The following is a 25,300-nucleotide window of genomic DNA, read 5'->3' as shown; positions in this document are numbered from 1 at the left end:
TGCCGACCCGAATGTGAAACAAAAATAGCTGCTACCGCCCGATGCATGAGCGGTAGCAGCTATCAATCTGGTAGCTACAAAAAATCTTGGTAGCGCTTAGTCCAGGCTCGCCCCAGACTCCTTCACGACCTTGCCCCATTTGACGGACTCCGCCTGGATGAAGGCAGCAAACTGCTCGGGCGTTTCGCTGTACGTCTCGGCGCCCTGCTCGTTGATCTTTTTCTTCACCTCGGCCTGGTTCAGCACCTTGACCAATGCGGTGTTGAGCTTGGCCAGCACCGGCGCAGGCGTGCCAGCGGGCGCGAACATGCCAAACCACGAGGTGGCTTCATAGCCCGGCACGCCCGCTTCGGCGATGGTGGGCACGTTGGGCAGCTCGGGCGAGCGCTTGGCCGTGGTCACGGCAATGGGCACCAGCTTGCCGCTGCGCACGTGCTGGATGGCCGAGGGCATGTTGTCGAACATGATGCCGATCTGGTTGCCCAGCAGGTCGGTCACGGCCGGTGCGCTGCCCTTGTAGGGCACGTGCACCATGTCCACCTTGGCGAGGCTCTTGAACAGCTCGCCCGACAGGTGGATGGAGCTGCCGTTGCCCGAGGAGCCAAAGTTGACCTTGCCAGGGTTGGCCTTCGCGTAGGCGATCAGCTCCTTCACGCTCTTGTAGGGCTGTGCCGGGTTGGCCACCAGCAGGTTCGGCACATTGGCCACGCGCGTCAGCGGGGCAAAGTCCTTGATGGGGTCGAACGGCATCTTCTTGTACAGGCTGGCGTTGATGGCGTGGGTGCCCACCGTGCCCATGAAGAGGGTGTAACCATCTGCCGGGGCCTTGGCCGCCATGGCCCCGCCGATGTTGCCGCCCGCACCTGCGCGGTTGTCCACGATGACGGATTGGCCCAGCTCGGTGGTCAGCGCCTGGCCAATGATGCGGGCCAGGATGTCGGTGGTGCCACCTGCTGCAAAGGGCACGACGATAGTGACGGGCTTGGTCGGATAAGCCTGGGCGAGCGCAGCACTGCTGCCCAGCAGGCCGATACCAGCGAGGGCGGTGACTGCAGCGGCCGACAGCGCGAAGCGGCGGGTGGTGTGGATGGAATGGGTCATGGTTTGTCTCCTTCAAGAAGGTGGATGAATGAATGGGTCGGTGCCACCAGGGCCGCGTGGGCCCGCGTCTGGCCGCGCCGTGGCCTCAACCGGGCGCCGAGGCCTCCGGACGAGAACGGGGGGTGCCCCTTGCGGGGCGGCAAGGAAGATCAGTTCAGGTTGCTAAACAGGCGCCACTCCCAGCGTGGTGCCTCCGCACACGTACAACACCTGCCCGGTCACGAAACCGTTGTCGGGCGAGAGGAAAAACAGCGCCGCGCGCGCCACGTCGTCGGGCGTGCCCATGCGGCCCACGGCGATGCTGTTCAGGATGCGCTGCGTCTGCGGCGCACCGTCGGGGTTGCTCTGGCGGAACAGCTCGGTGGCGATGGGCCCGGGGCCAATCGCGTTGACGGTGATGCCGTCACGCCCCAGCTCCATGGCCAGCGTGCGTGTCATGCCGATCATTCCGGCCTTGGTGCCGGAGTAGACGATGCGCTCGCCCTTGCCCAAAGCGGCGCGCGATGACATGTTGACGATGCGGCCCTGCCCGCTGGCGCGCAATGTGGGCAAAAAGGCCTGCACCAGCAGCATGGGCGCGCGCAGGTGCAGCCCTACCACGTCATCCAGTTGGGCTGTGGTCGCCGTGTCGATGGTGCCAGGGCGCGTGGCGCCCGCGTTGTTTACCAGTGCGGTGACGTTGTGCTTGGCCGCAATCTCGGCCGCGCGTTCGCGGGTCGAGGCTTCATTGGTCAGGTCGCCCTGGTACGAGGTGAGTTGCGGGTGGCTCCAGCTGGGCAGCACGTAGTCCAGATTGACCACGGCGTGGCCCTGGGCCAGCACGGCTTCGGCAATCGCGCGGCCGATGCCGTTGCTGGCACCGGTGATGACGGTGACCGGCGTGGGGTTGCGCTCAATCACGGTCACACGCGCTCCAGGATCACGGCAATGCCCTGGCCCACGCCGATGCACATGGTGCACAGCGCGTACTTCCCGGCGTGTTCGTGCAGGCGGTTGACGGCGGTGGTGACCAGGCGCGCGCCGCTGGCGCCCAGCGGGTGGCCCAGCGCAATGGCGCCGCCCCAGGCGTTCACACGCGCGTCGTCGTCCTTGAGGCCCAGGGCCCGCAACACGGCCAAGCCTTGCGCGGCAAAGGCTTCGTTCAGTTCGATCACATCCATGTGGTCAATGGTCAGGCCCGTCTGCGCCAGCACCTTCAGCGTCGCGGGCGTGGGGCCAAAGCCCATGATGCGCGGCGCCACACCGGCCACGGCCATGCCCACCACGCGGGCGCGGGGCTTGAGGCCGTACTTGGCGGCGTCGGCTTCATCGGCCAGCAGCAGCGCACAGGCGCCGTCGTTCACGCCGCTGGCGTTGCCCGCCGTCACCGTGCCATCGGGCCGCACCACGCCCTTGAGCTTGGCCAGCGCTTCCAGGCTGGTCTCGCGCGGGTGTTCGTCCTGGCTCACGATGATCGCGTCGCCCTTTTTTTGCGGGATGTGCACCGGCACGATCTCGCGCGCCAGGTGCCCGGCCTTGATGGCGGCCACGGCATTGAGCTGGCTGCGCAGGGCCATCTGGTCCTGGGCTTCGCGCTCAATCTTGAAGTCGGTGGCCACGTTCTCGGCGGTTTCTGGCATGGAGTCCACACCGTACTTTTCCTTCATCAGCTTGTTGACAAAGCGCCAACCGATGGTGGTGTCATACACCGCGTTGTTGCGGCTGAAGGCGCTCTCGGCCTTGGGCATGACGAAGGGGGCGCGGCTCATGCTCTCCACGCCGCCCGCGATCATCAGGCCCGCCTCGCCCGCCTTGATGGCGCGCGCTGCGGTGCCCACGGCGTCCAGGCCCGAACCGCACAGGCGGTTGATGGTGGCGCCGGCCACGTCGATCGGCAGGCCCGCCAGCAGGCTGCTCATGTGGGCCACGTTGCGGTTGTCTTCACCGGCCTGGTTGGCGCAGCCGTAGAGCACGTCGGTCACGGCCGCCCAGTCCACGCCGGGGTTGCGATCCATCAGCGCCTTGATGGGTATGGCACCCAGGTCATCGGTGCGTACGCTGGAGAGCGCGCCGCCGTAGCGGCCGAAGGGGGTACGGATGGCGTCGCAGATGAAGGCTTGGCGTTGTTGGCTCACGGTTTTGTCTCCTCGTTTGTTGGGGGGGATTCGGTCAGTCGGCTGCACGGATGGGCAGGCCCACCAGTTGCTCCAGCTCAGCGTGCGACAGGCCGGGCACGGTGTCGATGAGCTGCAGCCCGGTGGGCGTGCAGGCCAGTGTGCACAGATCGGTGTAGATGCGCTTCACGCAGGCGACACCGGTGAGCGGGTAGGTGCACTGCGCCACGATCTTGCTCGCGCCCTGCTTGGTCAGCAGGTCCATCATCACCCAGGTCTGCTTGGCGCCGATGGCCAGGTCCATCGCGCCGCCCACGGCGGGGATGGCGCCGGGCTCGCCCGTGCTCCAGTTGGCCAGGTCGCCCGTAGCGCTGACCTGGAAGGCGCCCAGCACGCAGATGTCGAGGTGGCCACCGCGCATCATCGCGAAGCTGTCGGCGTGGTGGAAGTACGCGCCGCCGGGCAGCAAGGTCACGGGCTGCTTGCCCGCGTTGATCAGGTCATAGTCCTCCAGCCCCGCAGCGGGCGCAGGGCCCATGCCCAGGATGCCGTTTTCGCTTTGCAGGATGACTTCGCGGCCTGCCGGGATGTGGTTGGCGACCAAGGTCGGCTGGCCGATGCCCAGGTTGACGTAGGCGCCGTCGTGGATGTCTTGCGCCACGCGTTTCGCCAGCTCGTCTTTACTACGCTTTTGATAGCTGCTCATGCTTATTCTTTCTGCGCTTGGGGCCAATATCACGCGGATTTCTTGAATCCGCCCGCCTGCGTGGCCGTGCGGTCGATCTTGACGACATGCGTCACGTAGATGCCGGGGGTGACGATGGCCTCGGGGTCCAGCGCGCCCAGCTCCACCACTTCGTGCACCGTGGCAATCGTGGTCTTGGCAGCGGTGGCCATCACCGGGCCAAAGTTGCGCGCCGACATGCGGTAGGTGAGGTTGCCCCAGCGGTCACCCTTCTCGGCCTTGACCAGGGCCACATCGCCGTGGATGGGGTATTCGAGCACGTAGTGTTTGCCGTTGATCTCACGCGTTTCCTTGCCCGCAGCCAGTTCGGTGCCATAGGCCGTGGGGCAGAAAAAGGCGCCGATGCCCGCGCCCGCAGCCCGCAGGCGCTCGGCCAGATTGCCCTGGGGCACGAGTTCGAGTTCGAGCTTGCCACTGCGATACAGGTCATCGAACACATAGCTGTCCACCTGGCGCGGAAAGCTGCAGATGATCTTGCGCACCTGGCCCGCCTTGAGCAGCGCAGCCAGGCCCTGGTCGGCATTGCCTGCGTTGTTGTTGACCACCGTGAGGTCCCGCGCACCGTGGGCGATGAGGCCATCGATCAGCTCGCCCGGAATGCCGGCCGTGCCGAACCCGCCTATCAACACCGTGGCACCATCCTTTACCCCCGCAAGGGCCTGGGCCACCGAGTCCGCCAGTTTGTTGATCATTGCAACGCTTTCTTGGTTTGCTTGTTTGTTGTCTCGTCTCTCTGAAATTTGTTCGTATATAGAACAAATGTTCGCTTAAAGAATTATAGTTGGCATACGTATGAATTCCCAAACCCCTGAAGCCAAAGACCCCAAACCGAGCGACAGCTATGTGCAGTCGTTCGCGCGCGGGCTGGAGGTGATCCGCTCGTTCAGCGCGGCCACGCCGCAGCAAACCCTGAGTGAAGTCGCCGCGCAGACAGGTCTCACGCGCGCCGGTGCGCGCCGCATCCTGCTCACGCTGCAGACGCTGGGTTATGTGGAGACGGACGGCAAGCTGTTTCGCCTGAGCCCGCGCATCCTGGATTTGGGGTTTGCGTACCTGTCCTCGCTGCCCATCTGGAACCTGGCCGAGCCGGTGATGGAGGACCTGGTGGAAGAGGTGCGCGAGTCGTCATCGGCCGCCGTGCTCGACGGCCTGGACATCGTCTATGTGCTGCGCGTGCCCACCCACAAGATCATGCGCACCACGCTGGGCGTGGGCTCGCGCCTGCCCGCGTGCTGGACGTCCATGGGCCGCATGCTGCTGGCCGGGTTGCCGGACGATGAACTGCAGGCCCGGCTGCAAGGCCACCCCATGCAGCGTTTTACCGAACACACCACCACCGATGTGGATGCACTGCTGGCCCACATCCGCCAAGCGCGGCAGCAGGGCTGGTGCCTGGTGAACCAGGAACTGGAAGAGGGATTGATATCGATTGCTGCGCCGCTGACCAACCGCACGGGGCAGACGGTGGCGGCGCTCAACATCAGCGGTCAGGCCAATCGCACGAGTGCGGCGGTGATGCAGGAGAGCCTGCTGCCCGCACTGCTGAGCGCGGCCCGGACCATCTCGCGCATGATGGGGGCGCCGAGGGGGTGATAGATAACGGCTGTCGGCAACCGGCACCAGAGATCACCCACCGCAACGAGCGGCCGGTGCTAAAGCTCCGATTACCGTCTTACGTGGATAGGGCGAGAACCGGAGCCGCAACACCCGTCACTCGCCACGGTGGATGAAATCAGTTCTTGCGAAAGCCGAGCACCAGCACCACGCCGCCGAGAACCATCGCGCCCAGGCTCAGCCATTGGGGGATATTCACGGATTCCTTTTCTTTCACGGTCAACTCCAGCGGACCGATCTTCGCCTGGGTGGTGTCCTTGGTAAAGCTGAACCCTCCGGTCAGAAACCCGGCAAGGCCCACCACCAACAACAGCACACCAACGATTCGCATTGCATTCATGACACTTCTCCCGATGCCGGGTTTGGAGGACTGCAGCAAAGTGGACCCGGCTCCCGACCCTTGCGCCAGCCCAATGTAGGTGCGCCGGCGCACAGCCCGCGTAGGACGCCGCCCCGGCGCAATGTAGCGGCCGGGCGCAATCCGCGTCACCCTCCCCCGCCTCCCCTCTGACGCCAGGCCCTTGCCCTGCGTGCTACCCTCACGCCCCATGTTCAGCCCCTCCCAAGCCGATGTGCGCCGCTTTCTGTGTGGTGTGCACGCCAAGACCCAGAGCGGCGCCCCCATGGAAGCCATCGAGACGCTGGCCAGCCTGTGGATCGCCGAGCACCCCGAGTACCACGCCGACCTGTCCGACGCCGATGCTGCCGTGGCACGCAACTACGACGAAACACCGGGCCAGACCAATCCGTTTCTGCACCTGTCGATGCACCTGTCGATCAGCGAGCAATGCAGCATCGACCAGCCCCGTGGCATCCGCCAGGCGGTAGAGCTGCTGACGGCGCGGCTCGACTCGCTGCACGACGCCCACCACGCCGCCATGGACTGCCTGGGCGAGATGCTGTGGGAAAGCCAGCGCGCAGGCCGCCCGCCCGATGGCGATGCCTACATCGCCTGCGTGCAGCGGCGCGCGACGCGGGACTGAACTGCCGCAGTCCAAGCGCTAGAGGCAACCGACGCTCACGGGTCGCACCGACCGACTGTCCATGCTCCACTACCTGCTCCATGCATCCGCGGTCCCATGGCAAGACCAATTGCTGTACGCAGGCCTCATCCTTCTGGCCATCGCCTTGGTTTTTGCGGGCTTTTGGTGGCGCAGACGCGCGGCACGGCCCCGGCAAGGCGACTTTGCTGCCTTGGTGGCACAGCACAACATCGCGCAAGCGCTGGCCGCTCAGGCCGAGAGCCCACTCAAAGATGCCGCAGACGCCTGGCAGCACACCCAACACACCATGGAGCAGGTAACGTCTGGCGTGGAACGCGCCCTTGCTTTGATCTTGGCGCTGCTTTCCGGACTTATGTGCGCGATCAGCGTGTCTGCGGTGATCAGCGATGTCTGGAACTTCCCAGCGGTGGATTGGAGCCTGTTTGCCTTCTACGCTGGGCTCGGTGGGTTGTGCGCGTGGTTCACCCGCGTGCAATGGCGGATTTTTCGCGGGCGGAGATAGATAGAAACACACCTGGGGCATCTGGCCATGCATTCCCGCCAGGAAGCGATGAACCCTGGAAACCCTGGCGCTGTCGGCAGCACGGCTGGATTCATTGCTCCACGCACTCCCTGCAGCACTGAGCCGCCCCGCACGGCGTTGTTCCTGCCGCCTACAGCACCTGGAATGCGATCACCGCCACCAGCGTGGGCGGCAAGGCCCCCAGCAGCAGGCCCAGTGGGTTGATGACACCGTCCGAGAACTTCTCCTTCAGGATGGACGCCCCGGCCGGGTTGGGCGCATTGGCAATCACCGTCAGGCCGCCCCCCGTGACGGCGCCCGCCACCAGGGCCACCTTGAACTCGTCACTCAGGCCTTCGACCAGCGATCCCAGGTAGGTCAGCGCAGCGTTGTCGGTGAACGCGGTGAGCGCAGCGGCGCCAAAAAACACAGCGTTGGCATCCATCTTCATGAGCACGGGCTGCAGCCACCATTGCTGCAAGCCGCCCAGCACCACCAGCCCAGCCAGGAAGAACGCCACCAGCAGCGCCTCGCGCAGGATCAGCGGACTTTGGTAGCGCTGGTACGCCGTGGTGAACCCCATGAAGAACAGGAACAGGCCCATGAACACAGCGGGATGGTGGGCAAACACTACCACCAGCACCAGGAAGGCAAGGTGCATGCCCGTCACGGTCCACGGCATGGGGGACTCGGAGGCGGGCATCTTACGGCCCATGTGGCCCAACTGGTTGCGGAAGATCAGCATCGCGATGGCCGCATTGACGAGCACGGCCACCGCCGCCTTCCAGCCGAAGTTGGATAGCATGAACCAGATGTCCCAGTTCCACTTGGCAGCCACCATCAGCACGGGCGGCGCCGCAAAGGAAGTGAGCGTTCCACCAATCGAGATGTTCACGAACAGCACACCGATGGTCGAATACTTGAGTCGGCTGGAGATGGGGTGGGAGAACAGCGTGTCCCGCAGCATCAACGCGGCCAGCGTCATCGCCGCAGGTTCGGTGATGAACGACCCGAGCAGCGGCACGAACGCCAGCACCACAAAATACATGGCCATGCCGCGCTGTACCGGCAACAAAGCGGCAAGCGCCCGGACAAGAGCCCCAGACAGCTCCAGGATAGGCCGCGTGGCGGCGATCACCATGATCGCGAACACGAACAGTGGCTCGGTGAAATTGCGCGAATCCAAGTAGGCGGTGGCCTCCTGCTTGCCGCTGATGGAGAACATGAACAGCATGAGCACCATCGCCCAGAAGCCGAACACGACCTCTACCTCGCCCAGCAGATGCCAGATGCCCGCGTGCCGTGGCTGCGTGTGCGCAAGGTGCTCGAAATACTTGGTGGAGAAGGTGTGAAGAATGGCCAGGCCGAACAGGACGGCACCAACCACCTGGATCAGGGTGGGGGAGGAGTTCATGGGTCGCAGAAAAGCCGCGCGGCGGCCCGACCAGCGCATGAACCTGCCGAGCCACCATGGCGCCGACACCCAAACAACATTTTAACTGGCGATACCGGAGAGCTCTGTAGGCGCAGGGCTTGAGGCACTCGCGAAAGGACGGTTGGCTGGCACACACAACCATGCATGGCACTCGGGAGTCTCACTTTCCAGACAATGCGGACACCGATCTGGAGGCTTTCATGTCGATGCACATCCATACGCCCACACAACCTTTGCCTCCGCCCTCCTCTGCCCCCATCCCGCCGGCAGTGGCCTGGCTGGGATACGGCGGCCTGCTGCCGTTCCTGGCGCTGGCAGCCGTGGGCCTGTGGGCGCCCAGTACACCGTGGTGGAGCGAGGCGCTGCTGGCCTACGGCGCAGTGATTCTGAGTTTTGTGGGTGCGCTGCACTGGGGCTTTGCCATGGCACAAAGCGGGCTGAGCGCCCCAGAGCGCACGCGCTGCTTTGTATGGAGCGTGGTGCCATCGTTGATGGCCTGGCCTGCCACGCTATTGCCTGCCGCCGCGGGGGCCGTGCTGCTGGTCGCGGGCTTTGCAGCCCACCTGGTGCAAGACCACCGGCTGGCTGCGCGCACCTTGCTTCCCACGTGGTACTTGCCGCTGCGATGGCGCCTGACGGTCACGGCTTGTACATGTCTGGCGTTGGGGGCATGGGCCGCCAGCCGTTGACGATTCAACCAGCCAACAAAAAGCCCGCCGAAGCGGGCTTTTTTTGTAGTCAGCCAGACTGCTGATCAACGGAAGCGCGACTGGGGCACCGTGTGCAGGTCGCCGTCCAGGCCGCTCACGTAATTGGCCAAGGCCTTCAGTTCAGCGTTGGTGAACTGCTTGGCCACACCGCCCATGATGGCGTTGCCACGACCCACGTTGGCGTTCTTCTCAACCTTGTAGGCCTTGAGCGCCACAAACAGGTAGTCGGCATGCTGGCCGGCGATCTTGGGGTAAGAGGGGTCGATGGGCTTGGCGAAGTTGTCGCCGTGGCAGGAAACGCAAGCGCCCTTCTTCAGCAGCTCGGCCACTTGCACGCTGGGTTCACGCGAGGGCTTGGCGGGCAGTTCGGCACCGGTCTTGCCGTGTTGTTCGTAGTAGGCCGACACGTCAGCGATGTCCTTCTCGGACAACGACTCGGCGATGCCGCGCATGGTGGGGTGCTTGCGCTCGCCCTTTTGGTAGGCGACCAGCGCTGCCGCAATGTACTTGGCACTCTGGCCCGAGATCATGGGCACCTTGTGGATCTCAGGAAAGCTGGCCTGGTAGCCAACGATGCCGTGGCAACCAATGCACATGGCGATCTTTTGCTTGCCGGCTTCCACGTCGCCCTTGGCTTCCTGGGCGTGGGACAAGGCGGTCACGGAAGCGACAGCCAGGGCAAATAGCGTGGTCAACGTTTTGTTCATTTTGCGCGCACAATCTCGTGGAAGTTCAGCTCTGGGCTCTGATCAGCCGTCGATTATAGCCAGCGCCCTGTCAAGCCCATTCATCAACGATCCGGTGTTTTCCCCCATGAAATTCCAAGGCTCCCAGAACTACGTCGCCACCCAAGACCTGATGCTCGCCGTCAATGCCGCCATCACGCTGCAACGGCCGCTGCTGATCAAGGGCGAGCCCGGCACGGGCAAGACGATGCTGGCCGAGGAAGTGGCGCAGGCGCTGGACATGCCCCTGCTGCAATGGCACATCAAGTCCACCACCAAGGCCCAGCAGGGCCTGTATGAATATGACGCGGTGAGTCGCTTGCGCGACAGCCAGCTCAACGACGGCGACAGCGCCGAGCGCGTGAAGAACATCCGCAACTACATCATCCAGGGCGTGCTGTGGCAGGCCTTCACGGCCGACCGCCCCGTGGCGCTGCTGATCGACGAGATCGACAAGGCCGACATCGAATTCCCGAACGACCTGCTGCGCGAAATCGACCGCATGGAGTTCTACTGCTACGAAACGCGCGAACTCATCAAGGCCAAGCACCGCCCGCTGGTGTTCATCACGTCGAACAACGAAAAGGAGCTGCCCGATGCGTTCCTGCGCCGCTGCTTCTTCCACTTCATCAAGTTCCCCGAGGCCGACACGATGCGGCAGATCATCAACGTGCACTTCCCCACGCTCAAGAGCGAACTGCTCAGCGTGGCGATGAAGACGTTTTATGACGTGCGCAACCTGCCGGGCCTGAAAAAGAAGCCCTCGACCAGCGAACTGATCGACTGGCTCAAGCTGCTGGTGGCCGAAGACATTCCACTCACCGCCCTGCAAAGCGCCGACAACAAGGTGGCCGTGCCCCCGCTGGTGGGGGCGCTGCTCAAGAACGAACAGGACGTGAGCCTGTTTGAAAAGCTGGTGTTCATGAACCAGAGGAACCGCTGAGTGAGCAACGGCAACAGCAACGACGACACCCGCCAGCTGCTGGCACACGGCGTCGCCGATGCCGTGGGCTTTGTGGGGGGCGCCCTGCTGGGCTTCTGGCTGGGCCAGCTGTTGGGGCTCGATATCTTCGCGCCCGGCTACGGCACCGGCAGCCTGGTGGGCATCGCCCTGGTGGGCATCGGTGGCGGCCTGGGCCTGCATGCGGCGCGGCGCTGGCAGAACAGCCGCCGCAGCCAACCGTCCAAGGATTGATGATTAGGGGATAGAGACCCATGGCTTTTGTAGAACCTGTCACGCTGCGCGATCGCGGAGTCCGCCTGGAGCCGCTGGCGCTGGCCCATGAAGAAGGCCTGCGGGCCGCAGCCGCCGATGGCGAGCTGTGGAAGCTGCGCATCACCTCGGTACCCGAGCCGCAGGACACCCGCGCGTACATCGAAGCCGCGCTCAAGATGCGCGAGGACGGCAACCGCTTTGCCTTTGCCGTGGTGGAAGACGCCACCGGCAAAGTGCTGGGCTCCACCAGCTACCACGACATCGTGCCGGCTGTGAAACGCGTGGAAATTGGCTACACCTGGTACTGCCAAAGCGTGCAGCGCACCCACGTCAACACCACCGCCAAGCTGCTGATGATGGGCCACGCCTTCGACACGCTGGGCTGCCATGTGGTGGGCTGGCGCACCGACAACTACAACTTTGCGTCACAACGCGCCATCGAGCGCCTGGGCGCCAAGAAAGACGGCGTGCTGCGCGGCCACGCGCTGCGCCGCGACGGCACCATCCGCGACACGGTGATGTACAGCATGCGTGCCGGCGAATGGCCTGAGGCCAAGGCACAGCTGCTATATCTTTTAGAGCGCCATGCGCAATAAACACTAGCGCTAGAGGCCCAAATCATGCTCATCGACTTCTTCTACACCCTGCGCTCGGCCAAGTTGCCCGTGTCGGTCAAGGAATACCTCACCCTGCTCGAAGCGCTGCAGGCCGGTGTGGTGGGCCCCAAGTCGGATGACGCGTGGAGCCTGGACGATTTCTACAACCTCTCGCGCCTCACGCTGGTCAAGGACGAGAAGCACTACGACAAGTTCGACCGGGCCTTCGGCGCCTACTTCAAGGGCGTGGAGATGGTGGCCGACTTCACCAAGCAGATCCCGGCCGACTGGCTGCGCAAGATCCTGGAGAACGAACTCACGCCCGAGCAGAAGGCCGCCATCGAGAAGATGGGCTGGGACGAGCTGATGGAGACGCTGAAGAAGCGCCTCGAAGAGCAGAAGGAACGCCACGAAGGCGGCAGCAAGTGGATCGGCACCGGCGGCACCAGCCCGTTTGGCCACGGCGGCTACAACCCCCAGGGCGTGCGCATTGGCGGCGCGGGCAAGAACAAGAGCGCGGTGAAGGTGTGGGAGCAGCGCGCCTACAAGGACTACGACGACCAGCAGGAGCTGGGCACACGCAACATCAAGGTGGCATTGCGCCGCCTGCGCAAGTTTGCGCGCGAAGGGCATGAGCTGGAGCTGGACCTGCCCGACACCATCCGCAGCACGGCGGCCAACGCGGGCTACCTGGACATCAAGATGGTGCCCGAGCGGCACAACAACGTGAAGGTGCTGCTGCTGATGGACGTGGGTGGCACGATGGACGAGCACATCCAGCGTGTGGAAGAGCTGTTCAGTGCGGTCAAGAGCGAGTTCAAGCACCTGGAGTTCTACTACTTCCACAACTGCGTGTACGACTTCATGTGGAAGAACAACCGCCGCCGCTTTGCCGAGAAGTTCCCCACCTGGGACATCATCCGCAAGTACAACAAGGACTACAAGCTGATCTTTGTGGGCGACGCGACGATGAGCCCGTACGAGATCCTGCAGCCCGGCGGCAGTGTGGAATACAACAACGAGGAGCCGGGTGCCGAGTGGATCCAGCGCCTCACCCACGCCTTCCCCAAGTTTGCGTGGATCAACCCCGAGCCCCAGGGCGTGTGGCAGTACCGCCAGAGCATCAGCATCATCCAGCAGCTGGTGAGCAACCGCATGTACCCGCTGTCGCTCAAGGGGCTGGAAGAAACCATGCGGCTGCTGTCCAAATAGGCGCGGTACCGGAGTCAGATGCCTTGTGAGCATCTGTCCGACAGGGAGCGCTTCCGTTTCAGGGCATAGTCGGGGATGAATGGGACAGGCTGGCAGGCTTGTCCGCCCCCCCCATACGACCTCCCTGACATATCCTTCCGCGCCGTGCCTCTCCGCGTTTTGCGCTCCGCCACCGCTACCACCCCAACGCCGGCCCTGTGGTCGGCGTTGCTGCTTTCCGGCGCACTGTGCCTGAGCGGCTGCAGCCTGCTGCCACGGGCCGACGAGCCCACGACCGGTGACTCGCGCAGCGACATGGCCAGCACCGCCGCCAGCGATGGCACGGCGTCGTTTGACGTGGTGGTGCGCGCCCCCGACACGGTGCGCGAGACGCTGGAGCGCCACCTGGAGCTGCAGCGCTTTCGCCAGCTGCCCGACCTGCAGGCCAACGAGCTGCAGCGCCTGCTGGGCGCCACTGATGCCAATGCGCGGGAACTGCTGGGCACCCTGGGCTACTTCGCGCCCACCATCACCGTGGAGCTGACGGAGGCGCAGGAAACCGCCGGTACCCGCAAGGGCGCGCCCCGCACCGTCACCATCACCGTGGAGCCCGGCCCCCAAACCCGCATTGCCCGCGCCGACATCACCGTGGCGGGCACCGACGATGCCGACAAAGACAACCTGGCGCGGCGGCAGCAGCGCCTGCAGCGCAACTGGTCCCTCGCCCCCGGGCAGCCCTTCACCCAATCGGCCTGGGACAACGCCAAGGCCGACGGGCTGCGCCAGCTGCAGGCCCGGCGCTACCCCACGGCCCACATCGCCAACAGCCGGGCAGAGATCGATGCCGACCGGCACGAAGCCCAGCTGGGAGTGAGCTACGACCCCGGCCCCGCCTACCGCTTCGGCCCCTTGCGCGTGCAGGGCAGCCAGCGCTACGACAGCGACGGTGCGCGGCGCCTGGCGCGCCTGCCCACCGGTGCGGTGTATGACGAAGCCGACATGCTGGACGCCCAGCTGCGCCTGGCCAGCAGCGGCTACTACGATACCGTGTTCCTCACGCTCGATACCGAAGGCACCGACCCGCAGGCCGCCCCCGTGGTGGCCCAGGTGCGCGAGGCCCCGATGCAAAAGCTGGTGTTCGGCCCCGGCTTCTCGACCGACAGCGGCGCACGCCTGTCACTGGAGCACATCCACAACCAGATGCCTGTGCTGGGCTGGCGCGCGGTGACCAAACTCGCACTCGACCGCGAAACCAAGCTCGCCAACACCGAATGGACGGACCTGCCCAACGACAACGGCTGGCGCTGGTTTGCAGGCGGCCAGGTGCTGCGCGAGGCCACGGGCGACTACGACGTCAACAGCGGCCGTCTGCGCGCAGGCCGCAGCAAAAGCACCAAATCCATCGACCGCAATTATTTTTTGCAGTACGACTACGCCAACAGCCAGGGCCTGACCGACAACACGCGGTCGCCCTCCGACACCAGCACCGCCCTGAGCATCAACTACGGGTGGACGGGCCGCTACTTCAACAGCCTCACCGCCCCCACCCGGGGCCATGGCCTGGCGGTGGAGCTGGGCCTGGGCACCACCCTGCGGCCAGAGCGCGACCCGTTTGTGCGCACCCTGGTGCGGTGGCAGTCCTTCCTCCCCGCAGGCCGCGTGCAGGACGATGCAGGCATCGGCCGCAATGCCCGCGTAGCACTGCGGGCCGAGGCAGGCGCCGTGTTGGCGCGCGAGGGGGCGCAGATCCCCGTCACGCAGCTGTTTGTGACGGGCGGCGACACCACCGTGCGCGGCTATGGCTACCGCAGCATCGGCGCGCGCACCGACAACGGGCAACTCTATGGGGGCCGCTACCTGGCCGTGGGCAGCGTGGAGTGGCAGCGCCCCATCGTCTACCAGGGTGCCATGACCGACTGGGAAAGCACGCTGTTTGTGGATGCAGGCGCCGTGGCCGACAAGGTGGGTGACCTGAGCCCGCGAGTAGGCGTAGGTGCCGGTGTGCGCTGGCGCAGCCCCGTGGGCCCGCTGCAGGCCGACCTGGCCTACGGCGTCAAGACCAAGGAAGTGCGGCTGCACTTGCGCCTGGGGTTCAGCTTCTGATGGCGATGAACGCCCCGCACCTTCCCACACCCCGCGCCCGCGCGTCGGACTTCAGCGCCGGGTCCTCGTCGGCCCCACGCCCTCCCCGGCCCCGCGCGCCGCGCGTGCTGCGGGCTCTGGGCTGGCTGCTGGTCGCCCTGGTGGCCCTGCTGCTGGCGGCCAGCGCGCTGCTGTGGTGGTGGGCGGGCAGCGGTACGTCGCTGGCCACCACGCTGGCCCGCGCAGCGCAATACCTGCCCGCCAACCAACAACTGGAAAGCCGCGAAGTCAGTGGCTCGCTGCGCAGCGGCGGGCGCATTGGCTGGCTGCGCTGGAGCAGCCCCACCCTGGTGGTGGAAGTGACTGACATCCGCCTGGGCTGGCAGCTGGCCCCCTTGCTGCAGCGCCGCCTGGAGCTGGGCGAGGTGCATGCCACCCGCGTGTTGATCACGCCCCAGCCCCGCCCCGCCGACACGCCCGAGCCACCGCCCACGCCCCTCACCGACCTGGTGCTGCCACTGCAGCTGGGCGCGCCGTTCCGGGTAGACCAGCTGCTGTGGGCCGGCCCCCCCGCCGTGGAGGCCCAGGGCCTGGTGGGGGACTACCGGTTTGACGGCCACCAGCACCGCCTGAACATCGGCGCGGTAGAACTGGCCCAGGGCCTGTACAGCGCACGCGCCACGCTGGACGCACAAGCCCCCATGGCGCTGGATGCCACGGTGGACGGCACCGTGCAAACCGCCGTGCCCGGGGGCGGTGCCGCGCTGCAGGTGGGCGCCCACGCCACGCTACAGGGCACGCTGGCCACCGCCGCCGCCCAGTTGCAACTGCAGGCACGCCTGAAGCCCGCACCGACCAGCGAAGCCTCCACCCCGCCCATGGCCGCGCCTGCCAGCAAACCGGGCGCATCGAAATCCCTGCCCCCACGCGCGCCCCCTGCGCTTGCGGCCGACCCCATGCAGGCCGACCTGACCGCCACACTGGCACCGTGGGCACAGCAGCCCCTGCAGTCTGCCAACGCCACGCTGCGTGCCGTCAATTTGGCAGCCCTGTGGCCGCAGGCACCGCTCACGCAACTGCACGGCACGCTGCAAGCCGGGCCGACATCCGGTGGCACAGGCACGGCAGGCTGGAGTCTGCAAGCCGCGCTGCGCAACGACCTGCCGGGCCCCTGGGACACCACCCGCCTGCCACTGACCGCGCTGGACGCCAGCGCAAGTTACGACGGCACCCGCTGGACCGTGCCCAGTGCCACCCTGCAGGCGGGTGCAGGCAGCATCACCGCACAGGGCCACTACACCCCCGCCACCCATGCCCTGGAGGGCCAGGCCACCCTGCGCGCGCTGCGCCCCGACGCCCTGCACACGCTGCTGGCCGCCGCCCCGCTCTCCGGCCGCGTCACCGCACAAACCCAGGGCGACGCCGTGCGCTTCAGTGCCGACGTGCGGGCAGACACCGGCACGGCGGCGCGCGCAGCAACCGTAAAGACGCCGGGTGCAGCGGGCGCACCGCTGCGCATCAACACCTTCAGCACACAAGGCACCTGGCAGGCCGCCGACGGCGGCACGGTGCGGCTGGACCGCTTGTTGCTGGACGCATTGCAGGCCCGCGTGGATGCCACCGGGCTGCAGGTCGCACTGGGCACCCAATCTGCGCAAGGCAAGGTCACCCTGGCAGTGCCCGGCGCCACCGCACAGGCACAAGGCACACTGGCCCCGCGCAGCGGCGCTGGCGACCTGCAGCTGCAGTGGTCCGATGCAGCACTCACGCAGCGTTGGCTGGCTGGCCTGCCCGTGGTGGGCACCTCCGTACAGCGCACTCTGCAAGGGGCCAGCGCCCAGGGCGCCGCACAGATCACCGCGCGCTGGAAGGGTGGATGGCAGACGTTGACTGAGCAACTTCAGACTGCCACTGCCAACAGCGCACCCGCCCGCAACCCCGACCGCTTTGATCTGCAGGCCACGCTGAACACCCCCCAGCTGGACCTGACGCTCCCGGCCACCACCAACGCCAGCGGCGGCACATCCGCCGGGCAAGCCCTGCAACTGCGCGCCTTCAAAGCCGAACTGGGGGGCAACCTGGCGCAGGCCTCCCTGGCGTTAGCCGGCGAGGTCCGCACGCCAGCGCCCCAGGCCCTGCAGACCACGGTGCAGACACGCCTTGCCAGCACCCTGGTGGGTGCCGGGCAATGGCAGTTGCAGGTGAGCGAGCTGCGCCTGCAGGCCCAGGTCGCCCAGCGCTCCGGGCCATGGACGCTGCAACTGGCTGAGCCCCTGGGCGTGACCTTGCGCACCGGCGCTCCCACCCCTGGAGCCCCCAGGTCACCGGCCAGCGGGCGTGCGGCATCATCTCCCACCACCAACGCCCTCAGCCTGCAGGCATCGGCCGGTCAGGCCCGGGTCACAGGCCCCTTGCCGGGCACCGTGGCGCTGCGCTGGTCGCCGGTGCAATGGTCTGCCGCCACGGCATCCAACACCCCCCTGCGGTTGCAAACGCAGGGCACGCTGCAGGGCCTGCCCATGGCCTGGGTGGATGCGCTGGGCCTGGGCGAGACGCCCGCCGCCGCAGGCCGGACCGCGCAGCCGCTGCTTGCGCGCATGGGCCTGGCCAGCAGCATCGTGCTCGACGGGCAATGGAACGTGGACACCACGGGCGACGCCCTGCGCGCCAGCGTCAGCCTGCGCCGCGCCAGTGGCGACCTGCGCATCCTCGCGGGCGATGCCACGGCCGTCACAGCGGTGCAAAGCAGCGGCCAGGGCACCGGCGCCGGAGCCACCACCGTGCTGGCGACTGCGGCCACGCCGCCTGCAAGTGCATCCAGCGCATCGAGCGCCCCAGGCACTCCCGCGGGTGTGCGCCAGGCAGAAATCACGGTCACCGCCGAAGGCGACACGCTGCGCGCGCGCCTGCTCTGGGCCAGCGACCGCGCGGGCGAGATCGACGCCACCGCCAGCACGCGCCTCGCCGCCGCCAACGCCGATGTCCCCTTCACCTGGCCTGCCGACGCGCCACTGGCCGGCACCTTGCGCGCCCGCCTGCCCGACGTGGGCGTGTGGTCTGCGCTGGCGCCACCCGGCTGGCGTGTGCGCGGCACGCTGGACGCCAGTGCGACCTTGTCGGGCACGCGCGATGCGCCGCGCTGGGCGGGCACCCTGGGCGCCGATGACATGGCAGTGAGATCGGTAGTGGACGGCGTGGACCTGCAAGGCGGCCGACTTCGCGCCACGCTGCAGGGAAACCAGCTCCACATCACCGAGTTCCGCCTGCAAGGCGGGCGGGGCAGCAGCGCGCGCATCGCAGGCTTCAGCGGCAACCGCACAGCCGCCGCGCAAGACGGCGGCACGCTGACCGCCACCGGCCGCGTGGCCTGGGGCGACAGCGCCACTGCAGGCACGGGCATGTCAGGCATCACCATGTCTCTGCAGGCCGAGGCCAAGGCCCTGCAGGTGCTGGTGCGTGCCGACCGGCAGGTCAGCGTTTCGGGCCAGTTGCAGGCCCAGTTGCAGCAGGGCCAGATCAGCCTGCGCGGCAAGCTCACCACCGACCGCGCCACCATCATCCTGCCGGACGAATCCGCACCGCGCCTGGGCTCGGACGTGGTCGTGCGCTCCGCCGCCAAGGACCGCGAAGACCAGGCCAAGGCCCAGGCCGCCGCCAAGGCCAACCAGGTGGCCGCGCAGGCAGAAACCGCCAAGCCGCCCGACATCGCCATCACCCTCAACCTGGGGCGCGACTTTGCGCTGCAAGGCCAGGGCATCACTACCCGGCTGACCGGCGAGGTGGACATCCGCAGCAGCGCCGTACCCGGCGCCCCGCCGCGTGTGACCGGCGAGGTGCGCACCGACCAGGGCCGCTACCGCGCCTGGGGCCAGATGCTGGACGTGGAGACGGGCCTCATCCGCTTCAACGGCCCGTACAACAACCCCTCGCTCGACATCCTGGCGCTGCGCCCCAACATCAGCGTGCGCGCGGGCGTGCAGGTCACCGGCAGCGCGCAGGCGCCACGCGTCACGCTGTATTCCGACCCTGAACTGCCCGATGCCGAAAAGCTGTCCTGGGTGGTGCTGGGCCGCAATGCCTCGGCCGGAGGCGCCGAAGCGGCCGTGCTGCAACAGGCCGCCTTGGCGCTGCTGGGCCGCAACGGCGGCCAAAGCCCCACGGCCAACGCCGCCAGCCGCCTGGGCCTGGACGAAATCGGCTTTCGCGGCGCCACCACGGGTGAGGACGCCAGCGCCGCTGCCCTCACCTTCGGCAAGCGCCTGTCCAAAGACCTGTACGTGACGTATGAGCGCAGCCTGTCGGGCACGCTGGGCACGCTGTACATCTTTTACGACCTGTCCCGCCGCCTCACCCTGCGCGGGCAAACCGGCGAGAAAAGTGCGGTGGACATCATCTACACCGTGAAATACGACTGAGGTCCAGACGGCCAGAGAGGCAGCCGCGCGCCACTACAATGCGCGGCTGCCTTGCCTCCTCGTAGTTCAATGGATAGAACGAGTGCCTCCTAAGCGCTAGATACAGGTTCGATTCCTGTCGAGGGGACCAAATTCACAGCCAAAATGGCGGCAAGCGCTAGTGCAATATGTGCTGATAGCTATCAAATTTGGAGCAATCTCACACAGTACGTACGCTGCACCAGCCAGCCTGTAGTGAGCCCCGCACACCCTACTTCGGGTCTGTCTTGCCTTCCGGCCCTCCCAGGGGCGGCGCAAGGTGTTCTGCGGCCACAGCATCGGCCGAAAGATCATCCGGGCTGACCAGGGTGCCCGCTGCGGCACCACCCAGCGCACCGGCGATGCCGCCCAAAGTGCCCCCAACCACCACCCCCACCGGGCCCGCGACGGCCACGCCCACGGCGGCGCCGGCTGCGGCGCCAGCCATCATGCCGCCGCCCATCAAGGCGGAGTGGGCTTCGCGCTCTGCGTCTTCAGGCTCCAACGCGGTCTGTGCGCCGGTCCGGGGGTCTTGCGATGGGATGCCGTAGCCGGGGCGTGCTTGCTCGGCCAGGTCTTCGTCCACCGGTGTGGCGGTCGCAGCGGAATGGATGGTGGATGGAATCATGATCGGCTCCTTGGACATTGAGTGATGAAACACGAGCGGTCTCATCACTGTCTTTTGTATTCGCCGCTACCCGCCATCGACGCCATCTTGTGGACCGTGAGACTGTCGGACAATGCCCAGTGCCCTGGAAGAGATGCAGATGTTCCAATGAACGCGGCGCTCCCCGCCTAAGATCGAGCCCATGTCGGCATCACTGAATCCCTCGTCCCTACCCTTTTCCCCCCAGCCATCCGCCACCGCACTGGCACAGGCGCTGGGGGTTCCTGTCTTTGCGCCCCAATGGCACATGCCACAGTACCCCGACGGTGCCGTGGGACCGTGGCAGATGAAGCGCATGGGGGTGGGGATGGACCGTGGTTATTACAGCGGCCCATGTGTCACATCCGGCTCGACGCTGCTCCTGCGCCAGGGCTCCGAGGGCAGATGGGAAACCTGGATGTCACTGTCACCAATGGAAGTTGAAAGCCAGGAGCTGGCCTGTCACCATGCGCGAGGCCACACGGTAGTAATGGGCCTGGGCATGGGCTGGGTCGCTGCCAACATGGCGCTGCAACCCTCGGTGAACCGAGTGACCGTGGTGGAGCGGGATGGCGACGTGCTGGAGCTGTTTCGCCGCTGCCGGGTGCTGGAGGGACTGCCACAGTCCGCTGCAGCCAAGGTGGAGCTGGTGCAGGCCGATGCGCTGCAGTGGCAGCCCCCGGGCGCGCCCGTGGATTTTCTGTATGCCGACATCTGGCTGCACCTGGCCGAGCCGCAAGCGCTGGCCGAGGTGCAGCGCATGCAGGCCAATGTGCGCGCCGCGCAGGTCTACTTCTGGGGACAAGAACTGGTGCTGGGTGCCATGGCCCGCGTGCAGGCGGAGCCCGGTACGCCCCCCTGGCCCGACGCAGTGGACCGTGCCGTGCACGACACAGGCCTGCCGTTGCTGGCGCAGACCGAGGCGGGATATCCCCACCTCATCACACGCGTATTGGAATCGTGCAGCGCAAGGGCCGCCGTGCGGTAAGACCTACCCCGCCAGAGCCGCCGGTCAGGCCGCCTGCGGTGCCGCGCGGTCTACAGCAGCGGGCCGCGCGGCGGTCATTGCACTGCCCATCGACGCGGCCATGATGCAGCCAATGGCCAGCCACTGCACCACGCTCAGGTGCTCGCCCAGCAGCGCCATGGCCACCAGTGCAGCCACCGCAGGCTCCATGCTGATCATGATGCCGAAGGCCTCCTTGGGCAGGCGCTTCAGGGCCATCATCTCCAGCGAGATCGGGATGGCGCTGGACACCGCAGCCACCGCCACGCCAATGAGCAGCACGGCGGGCGACAAGAGCGCCGCGCCCGCATGCACCACGCCCACCGGCACCACCACCAGCGCGGCCACCAGCAGGCCCAGCGATACGGAATGCCCCGCGTGCAGATGTCCGGCGCGCTTGCCGAACACGATGTACAGCCCCCAGAACACGGCCGCGCCCAGGGCGTAGAAGACGCCCACCGGGTCCAGCGTGCTGCCGTTAAGCCCCAGCGGCAGCAGCATGCCCAGGCCCGCGATGGCCAGCGCCACCCACACAAAATCCACCGCGCGGCGCGATGACCAGATCGCCACGGCCAGCGGCCCCGCGAACTCGATGGCCACCGCCAGGCCAAACGGCAGGGTGCGCAGCGACATGTAGAACATGAGGTTCATGCCCCCCAGCGCCGCGCCGTACAGCATGACGGCCCGCGCGTCGGCGCGCGACAGGTGCCAGCGCCAGGGCCGCCACAGCAGCAGCACCAGCAGCGCCGAAAAACCCACGCGCACGGCGGTGGTGCCCTGCGCCCCGACCACCGGAAACAGCCAGTGCTTGGCCCACGAGGTGCCAATGCCCAATGCGGTGACGGAACCCAGCACGGCCAGGAAGGGGAAGAACCGGTGCAGAAGAGAACGGAGAGGGGAAGCGCTCATGGGCTGAAAATATAGTGCGACCCCAGCGTGCTTTTGGCTCGAATTTCGGGGCTTGCACGCAACTTTCGCTCACCCTGAGACCCCGTTCCAAGGAACCCCCATGTCCACCCCGGCAGCACTTGACCGCTTCGACCTCGCGATCCTCGACATCCTGCAGGCCGACAACACCACGCCCCAGCGCGCGATTGCGCAGGCGGTGAACCTGTCGGCGCCTGCGGTACAGCGGCGCATTCAGCGGCTCAAGGACAGCGGCGTGATCCGCGCCAACGTGGCCGTGCTGGACCCGGTGAAGGTGGGCAAGCCGCTGACCATCGTGCTGGAGGTGCACCTGGATAACGAGCGCCCCGACCGCACCGCCCCGCTGCGCGCGCGTATTGCGGCGGAAGACGCGGTGCAGCAGTGCTACAGCGTGACGGGCGAGGCGGACTACCTGCTGGTGGTGAACGTGGCGTCGATGGCGGACTACGAGGCGCTGACGCGGCGGCTGTTTGAGGGGGACGACAACATCAAGCGGTTTCGGACCTCGGTGGCGCTGGCCAGCCTCAAGACCGGGCTGCGCGTGCCGCTGGACAGCGCAGCACCCGCTGCCTGATCACCGGTCACAACCCCAGTCCCGAATCCCAAATCCCAACTCACAGACCCAGCATCTGGCGCATCTGCCTGCCCGTGAGGCGCTGGCGCAGGCCACCCAGCAGCTCGCACATGCGCGCATTGAGCGGTGCCGCCATGCCCTGTTGCACCGCCAGCCGCACCACGGCGCCGCACAGCGCGTCGATCTCCGTCACGCGCCCGGCCTCCAGGTCGTCCCACATCGACGAGCGCGCCGTGGCGTCGATCTGCAGCATGCGCTTTGCCAGTCGTGTGAACAGCCAGTTGGGCAGGCGCAGCACATGGGGCAGCAGCGTGGGCGACACGGCAGTGACCTGGGCGGGCGTGATGCCCGCGCGCGCCATCACGCGCAGCGCCTCGGTCTGCAGCGCAGCAAAAACACGGCGGCAATCGCGGTCCAGCAGCTCTTGCCGCAGGGGCAGGTTGGACAGCGCATTGACCGGATTGTTGAGGTTGAGCAGCAGCTTGCCCCACTGCACCGCACGGATGTCGGCAGGCAACACGGTGGCAAGGCCAGCGACGTTGAACAAGGGCGCAATGCGCTCGGTGATCGCGTCGCGCTGCAGCTGCAGATGGCCTGCGGTGGCGCGGTGCACCTGCGCGCCGCGCAGCACCACGTTGTAGGGCACCATGCCCGCCAGCACGTTCAGGCCGGGCGCCAAGGCGGCGATGCGGGCCACGTTGTCCACGCCGTTTTGCAGCGAGATCACCGGGGTGCCGGGCGCACAGGCCGCCGCCAGCTCGCGCGCGGCAGACTCGGTGGCGCCGCTTTTGACGCACAGCAGGATGATGCTGTCGACCCCGGGCGCGGCGTCGGCCAGCGTGGCAGCCAGTTGCAGTGTGGACGTGGGCACGGTGCGGTCAAAGCCGTCCAGGTCAGTGACCTGAAGACCGCGGAGCGCGATGGGCTCCAGCGCATGCGGCCGCCCCACCAGGCACACCGGCTGGCCGTGCGCGGCCAGGCGCCCACCCACATAACAACCAATGGCGCCTGCGCCCAAAACGATGAAGTTCATGCCGATGCGTGTGTACGGTGGTGGAAGTGGACGCAGGCGGACTAGGAACCGGCACAGCCTGCGCGCTACCCCCGCATTGTGCGGGGCAGGCCCCTGGCGGCGTGGCGCGCACGTGACGAGACGCTTTGAAGCACTCTGCGGGTGCTTTTGAGGGATTTTGAGCCGATAGCGCCAGTGCAATATGCCTGCACAGCTATGCAATTAATAGCAAACAGGGCATCACACAGCTCAGGGCTTGGCAGCCGCAAACCGCACGGTCACCCGCAGGCCGCCCAGGCGCGCCGAGCTGTCCAGCGCCACGGTGGCGCCATGGCCTTGGGCGATGGCCTGCACAATGGCCAGACCCAGACCGCTGCCGGGCGCACCGTCGGCGGTGACGCGCACAAACCGCTGCATGGCCCGCTCGCGGTGCTCGGGGGCGATGCCGGGGCCGCTGTCTTCCACGGTGAGCACGGCGTGGTCGCCGTCGCGGCGCACCTGCAGGTCCACCTGGCCGCCGGGCGGGCTGTATTTGATGGCGTTGTCCAGCAGATTGCGGGCCAGCATGCGCAGGGCCTCGGCATTGCCGGTGACGGTGGCGGCGTCCGATTCAAGCTGGCCCACATCCATGCCGCGCGCCTGGGCAGCGGGGGCCACGTCGGCCAGTGCCAGTTGCGCCGTGGCGCGCAGGTCCACCGGATCGTTGACGGCCGTGCTGGCCTCCTGCCGGGCCAGGGTCAGCAGCTGCTCGACCAGCCGCGTGGCGCGCTCGATGCCTGCCGACAGGCGTTCGATGGCGGCCGCCCGCGCAGCGTCGTCGCCCGCCCGTTGCAGGCCCTGCAGTTGCAGGCGCAGTGCGGCCAGGGGGGAGCGCAGCTCGTGCGCGGCGTCGGCCACAAAGTGCTGCTGGGCCTCGAACGCGTGCTGCACGCGCTCGAACAGCAGGTTGAGTTCGCTCACCAGCGGCTGCACCTCATCGGGCAGTTGTGCATCGCTCACGGGCGACAGGTCGTCGGCCTGGCGCTTTGCCAGCTGGCGGCGCACGCGTTCCACCGGGGCCAGCGACCGGCTCACGCCCCACCACACGGCCAGCACCAAGAGCGGCGCCATGATGGCCAGCGGCGCCAGCGTGCGCAGCGCCAGGCTGCGGGCCATGTCGCGCCGCGCAGCCATGTTCTGCGCCACCTGGATCACCTGCGAGCGCGTCTGCATCGAGAACACCCGGTAGGTGCCGCCGCGCGCCTGCACGTTGGTGAAGCCCAGCACGGCAATCTGCGGCAAGGCGGCGCCCACGGCGGATTCAAAAATGCGCAGGCCCTCGTTGGTCCACACCTGCACGATGAACTCGTGGTTCTCGTCCTCCGGGTCCAGGCCCGGGCCCAGGCCTTGGGCATCCACCGGCAGACCCGAGCGCAAAGCCAGCGCCGTCTGCTGCATGTGGTAGTCGAACAGCGCATCGGCCTCGTCCAGCGCGCCCCGGTAGGCCAGTGCGCCCTGCACTGCGCCTGCCAGCACGATGGCAGCCAGCAAAAACATCAGCAGACGCATGCGCAGCGAGCGCGGGAGCATGGACTGCAGCGCGCTGCGCCAGGAGGTGGTTGGCACGTTCTTCATCTCTATCCATCCATCCCCGCCGCATGCTCAGGGCGGGAGATTGCGCGGGGGCAGCCAGCAAGGGCCGCCCCGCA

Annotated in this window: 24 protein-coding genes and 1 tRNA gene; 13 read left to right on the top strand and 12 right to left on the bottom strand. The window is 66.9% G+C overall.

Translation table 11 applies throughout. From position 1 onward, the window contains the following. Positions 1 to 96 precede the first annotated feature (96 nt). From ATF69_RS17045 to ATF69_RS17025, 5 genes are all read right to left on the bottom strand, one after another. Positions 97 to 1,101: a Bug family tripartite tricarboxylate transporter substrate binding protein gene (locus tag ATF69_RS17045; RefSeq protein ID WP_146871712.1), complete on the bottom strand. Its 1,005-nt coding sequence runs from the start codon at positions 1,099 to 1,101 to the stop codon at positions 97 to 99. Between the two features lie 162 nt (positions 1,102 to 1,263). Continuing rightward, the gene (locus tag ATF69_RS17040; protein WP_146871711.1) at positions 1,264 to 2,007 is read right to left on the bottom strand and encodes an SDR family NAD(P)-dependent oxidoreductase; all 744 of its coding nucleotides are present in this window, start codon (positions 2,005 to 2,007) and stop codon (positions 1,264 to 1,266) included. Continuing rightward, the gene (gene pcaF / locus ATF69_RS17035) at positions 2,004 to 3,215 is read right to left on the bottom strand and encodes a 3-oxoadipyl-CoA thiolase (RefSeq protein ID WP_146871710.1); all 1,212 of its coding nucleotides are present in this window, start codon (positions 3,213 to 3,215) and stop codon (positions 2,004 to 2,006) included. The genes ATF69_RS17040 and pcaF overlap by 4 nt, the downstream gene beginning before the upstream one ends. A 34-nt stretch (positions 3,216 to 3,249) precedes the next feature. Further along, positions 3,250 to 3,900, bottom strand: a complete 651-nt coding sequence (locus ATF69_RS17030) for a 3-oxoacid CoA-transferase subunit B (RefSeq protein ID WP_146871709.1) — start codon at positions 3,898 to 3,900, stop codon at positions 3,250 to 3,252. A gap of 29 nt (positions 3,901 to 3,929) precedes the next feature. Further along, positions 3,930 to 4,631, bottom strand: coding sequence for a 3-oxoacid CoA-transferase subunit A (locus ATF69_RS17025; protein ID WP_146871708.1), 702 nt, complete (start codon positions 4,629 to 4,631; stop codon positions 3,930 to 3,932). Between the two features lie 100 nt (positions 4,632 to 4,731). Between ATF69_RS17025 and ATF69_RS17020 the strand changes: the two genes are divergently transcribed. Next, the gene (locus ATF69_RS17020; protein WP_146871707.1) at positions 4,732 to 5,532 is read left to right on the top strand and encodes an IclR family transcriptional regulator domain-containing protein; all 801 of its coding nucleotides are present in this window, start codon (positions 4,732 to 4,734) and stop codon (positions 5,530 to 5,532) included. A 139-nt stretch (positions 5,533 to 5,671) separates the two neighbouring features. On the opposite strand, the gene ATF69_RS17015 is transcribed toward ATF69_RS17020, so the two are convergent. Further along, positions 5,672 to 5,893, bottom strand: coding sequence for a hypothetical protein (locus tag ATF69_RS17015; protein ID WP_199170782.1), 222 nt, complete (start codon positions 5,891 to 5,893; stop codon positions 5,672 to 5,674). Positions 5,894 to 6,101: 208 nt separating this feature from the next. On the opposite strand from ATF69_RS17015, the gene ATF69_RS17010 reads away from it, so the two are divergent. After that, positions 6,102 to 6,536 carry a DUF1841 family protein gene (locus ATF69_RS17010; RefSeq protein ID WP_010459392.1) on the top strand — a complete coding sequence of 145 codons (435 nt, stop codon included), beginning with the start codon at positions 6,102 to 6,104 and terminating at the stop codon, positions 6,534 to 6,536. Between the two features lie 211 nt (positions 6,537 to 6,747). Beyond that, the gene (locus ATF69_RS17005) at positions 6,748 to 7,059 is read left to right on the top strand and encodes a hypothetical protein (protein WP_158641492.1); all 312 of its coding nucleotides are present in this window, start codon (positions 6,748 to 6,750) and stop codon (positions 7,057 to 7,059) included. 151 nt (positions 7,060 to 7,210) lie between these two features. Here the strand turns inward: ATF69_RS17005 and ATF69_RS17000 are convergent, their stop codons facing one another. Further along, positions 7,211 to 8,473 (bottom strand): putative Na+/H+ antiporter, encoded by a 1,263-nt coding sequence (locus tag ATF69_RS17000; protein WP_167514366.1) that lies wholly within the window; start codon positions 8,471 to 8,473, stop codon positions 7,211 to 7,213. A 221-nt stretch (positions 8,474 to 8,694) separates the two neighbouring features. Between ATF69_RS17000 and ATF69_RS16995 the strand changes: the two genes are divergently transcribed. After that, on the top strand, positions 8,695 to 9,183 hold the full coding sequence (locus tag ATF69_RS16995) for a DUF3429 domain-containing protein (protein WP_208758742.1): 489 nt from the start codon (positions 8,695 to 8,697) through the stop codon (positions 9,181 to 9,183). A 65-nt stretch (positions 9,184 to 9,248) separates the two neighbouring features. Here the strand turns inward: ATF69_RS16995 and ATF69_RS16990 are convergent, their stop codons facing one another. Beyond that, positions 9,249 to 9,911 carry a c-type cytochrome gene (locus ATF69_RS16990; RefSeq protein ID WP_056746840.1) on the bottom strand — a complete coding sequence of 221 codons (663 nt, stop codon included), beginning with the start codon at positions 9,909 to 9,911 and terminating at the stop codon, positions 9,249 to 9,251. 106 nt (positions 9,912 to 10,017) lie between these two features. Between ATF69_RS16990 and ATF69_RS16985 the strand changes: the two genes are divergently transcribed. From ATF69_RS16985 to ATF69_RS16955, 7 genes are all read left to right on the top strand, one after another. Further along, a complete protein-coding gene (locus tag ATF69_RS16985; protein WP_055401588.1) occupies positions 10,018 to 10,872 on the top strand; it encodes an AAA family ATPase in 855 nt (284 codons plus the stop codon). Continuing rightward, positions 10,873 to 11,124, top strand: a complete 252-nt coding sequence (locus tag ATF69_RS16980) for a hypothetical protein (protein WP_060985012.1) — start codon at positions 10,873 to 10,875, stop codon at positions 11,122 to 11,124. 20 nt (positions 11,125 to 11,144) lie between these two features. Next, positions 11,145 to 11,741, top strand: coding sequence for a GNAT family N-acetyltransferase (locus tag ATF69_RS16975; protein WP_056066118.1), 597 nt, complete (start codon positions 11,145 to 11,147; stop codon positions 11,739 to 11,741). Between the two features lie 24 nt (positions 11,742 to 11,765). Then, positions 11,766 to 12,953, top strand: a complete 1,188-nt coding sequence (locus ATF69_RS16970) for a vWA domain-containing protein (protein WP_146871704.1) — start codon at positions 11,766 to 11,768, stop codon at positions 12,951 to 12,953. A 144-nt stretch (positions 12,954 to 13,097) separates the two neighbouring features. Further along, positions 13,098 to 15,035 (top strand): autotransporter assembly complex protein TamA, encoded by a 1,938-nt coding sequence (locus ATF69_RS16965; protein WP_244303755.1) that lies wholly within the window; start codon positions 13,098 to 13,100, stop codon positions 15,033 to 15,035. Next, positions 15,035 to 19,429 carry a translocation/assembly module TamB domain-containing protein gene (locus ATF69_RS16960; RefSeq protein WP_425291788.1) on the top strand — a complete coding sequence of 1,465 codons (4,395 nt, stop codon included), beginning with the start codon at positions 15,035 to 15,037 and terminating at the stop codon, positions 19,427 to 19,429. Before ATF69_RS16965 ends, ATF69_RS16960 begins: the two co-directional genes overlap by 1 nt. Before the next feature lie 55 nt (positions 19,430 to 19,484). Beyond that, positions 19,485 to 19,559, top strand: a tRNA-Arg gene (locus tag ATF69_RS16955). A gap of 120 nt (positions 19,560 to 19,679) precedes the next feature. Here ATF69_RS16955 and ATF69_RS16950 read toward each other — a convergent pair. Beyond that, on the bottom strand, positions 19,680 to 20,075 hold the full coding sequence (locus tag ATF69_RS16950) for a hypothetical protein (RefSeq protein ID WP_146871703.1): 396 nt from the start codon (positions 20,073 to 20,075) through the stop codon (positions 19,680 to 19,682). Between the two features lie 451 nt (positions 20,076 to 20,526). Between ATF69_RS16950 and ATF69_RS16945 the strand changes: the two genes are divergently transcribed. Further along, positions 20,527 to 21,081 carry a hypothetical protein gene (locus ATF69_RS16945; protein ID WP_244303754.1) on the top strand — a complete coding sequence of 185 codons (555 nt, stop codon included), beginning with the start codon at positions 20,527 to 20,529 and terminating at the stop codon, positions 21,079 to 21,081. A gap of 24 nt (positions 21,082 to 21,105) precedes the next feature. Here the strand turns inward: ATF69_RS16945 and ATF69_RS16940 are convergent, their stop codons facing one another. Next, positions 21,106 to 22,008 (bottom strand): EamA family transporter, encoded by a 903-nt coding sequence (locus tag ATF69_RS16940; protein ID WP_146871701.1) that lies wholly within the window; start codon positions 22,006 to 22,008, stop codon positions 21,106 to 21,108. Positions 22,009 to 22,108: 100 nt separating this feature from the next. Between ATF69_RS16940 and ATF69_RS16935 the strand changes: the two genes are divergently transcribed. Further along, positions 22,109 to 22,600 (top strand): Lrp/AsnC family transcriptional regulator, encoded by a 492-nt coding sequence (locus ATF69_RS16935; protein ID WP_056066136.1) that lies wholly within the window; start codon positions 22,109 to 22,111, stop codon positions 22,598 to 22,600. Positions 22,601 to 22,640: 40 nt separating this feature from the next. On the opposite strand, the gene ATF69_RS16930 is transcribed toward ATF69_RS16935, so the two are convergent. Together ATF69_RS16930 and ATF69_RS16925 are read right to left on the bottom strand one after the other, a co-directional pair. Beyond that, positions 22,641 to 23,633: a 2-dehydropantoate 2-reductase gene (locus ATF69_RS16930; RefSeq protein ID WP_146871700.1), complete on the bottom strand. Its 993-nt coding sequence runs from the start codon at positions 23,631 to 23,633 to the stop codon at positions 22,641 to 22,643. A 228-nt stretch (positions 23,634 to 23,861) separates the two neighbouring features. Further along, entirely contained in the window at positions 23,862 to 25,226 is a 1,365-nt protein-coding gene (locus tag ATF69_RS16925) for an ATP-binding protein (protein ID WP_146871699.1), read from the bottom strand. Positions 25,227 to 25,300 lie beyond the last annotated feature (74 nt).

It is taken from the genome of Acidovorax delafieldii, assembly GCF_007993815.1.
Classification (GTDB): Bacteria; Pseudomonadota; Gammaproteobacteria; order Burkholderiales; family Burkholderiaceae_C; genus Acidovorax; species Acidovorax delafieldii.
This window is presented reverse-complemented; position numbering and strand designations above follow the sequence as displayed.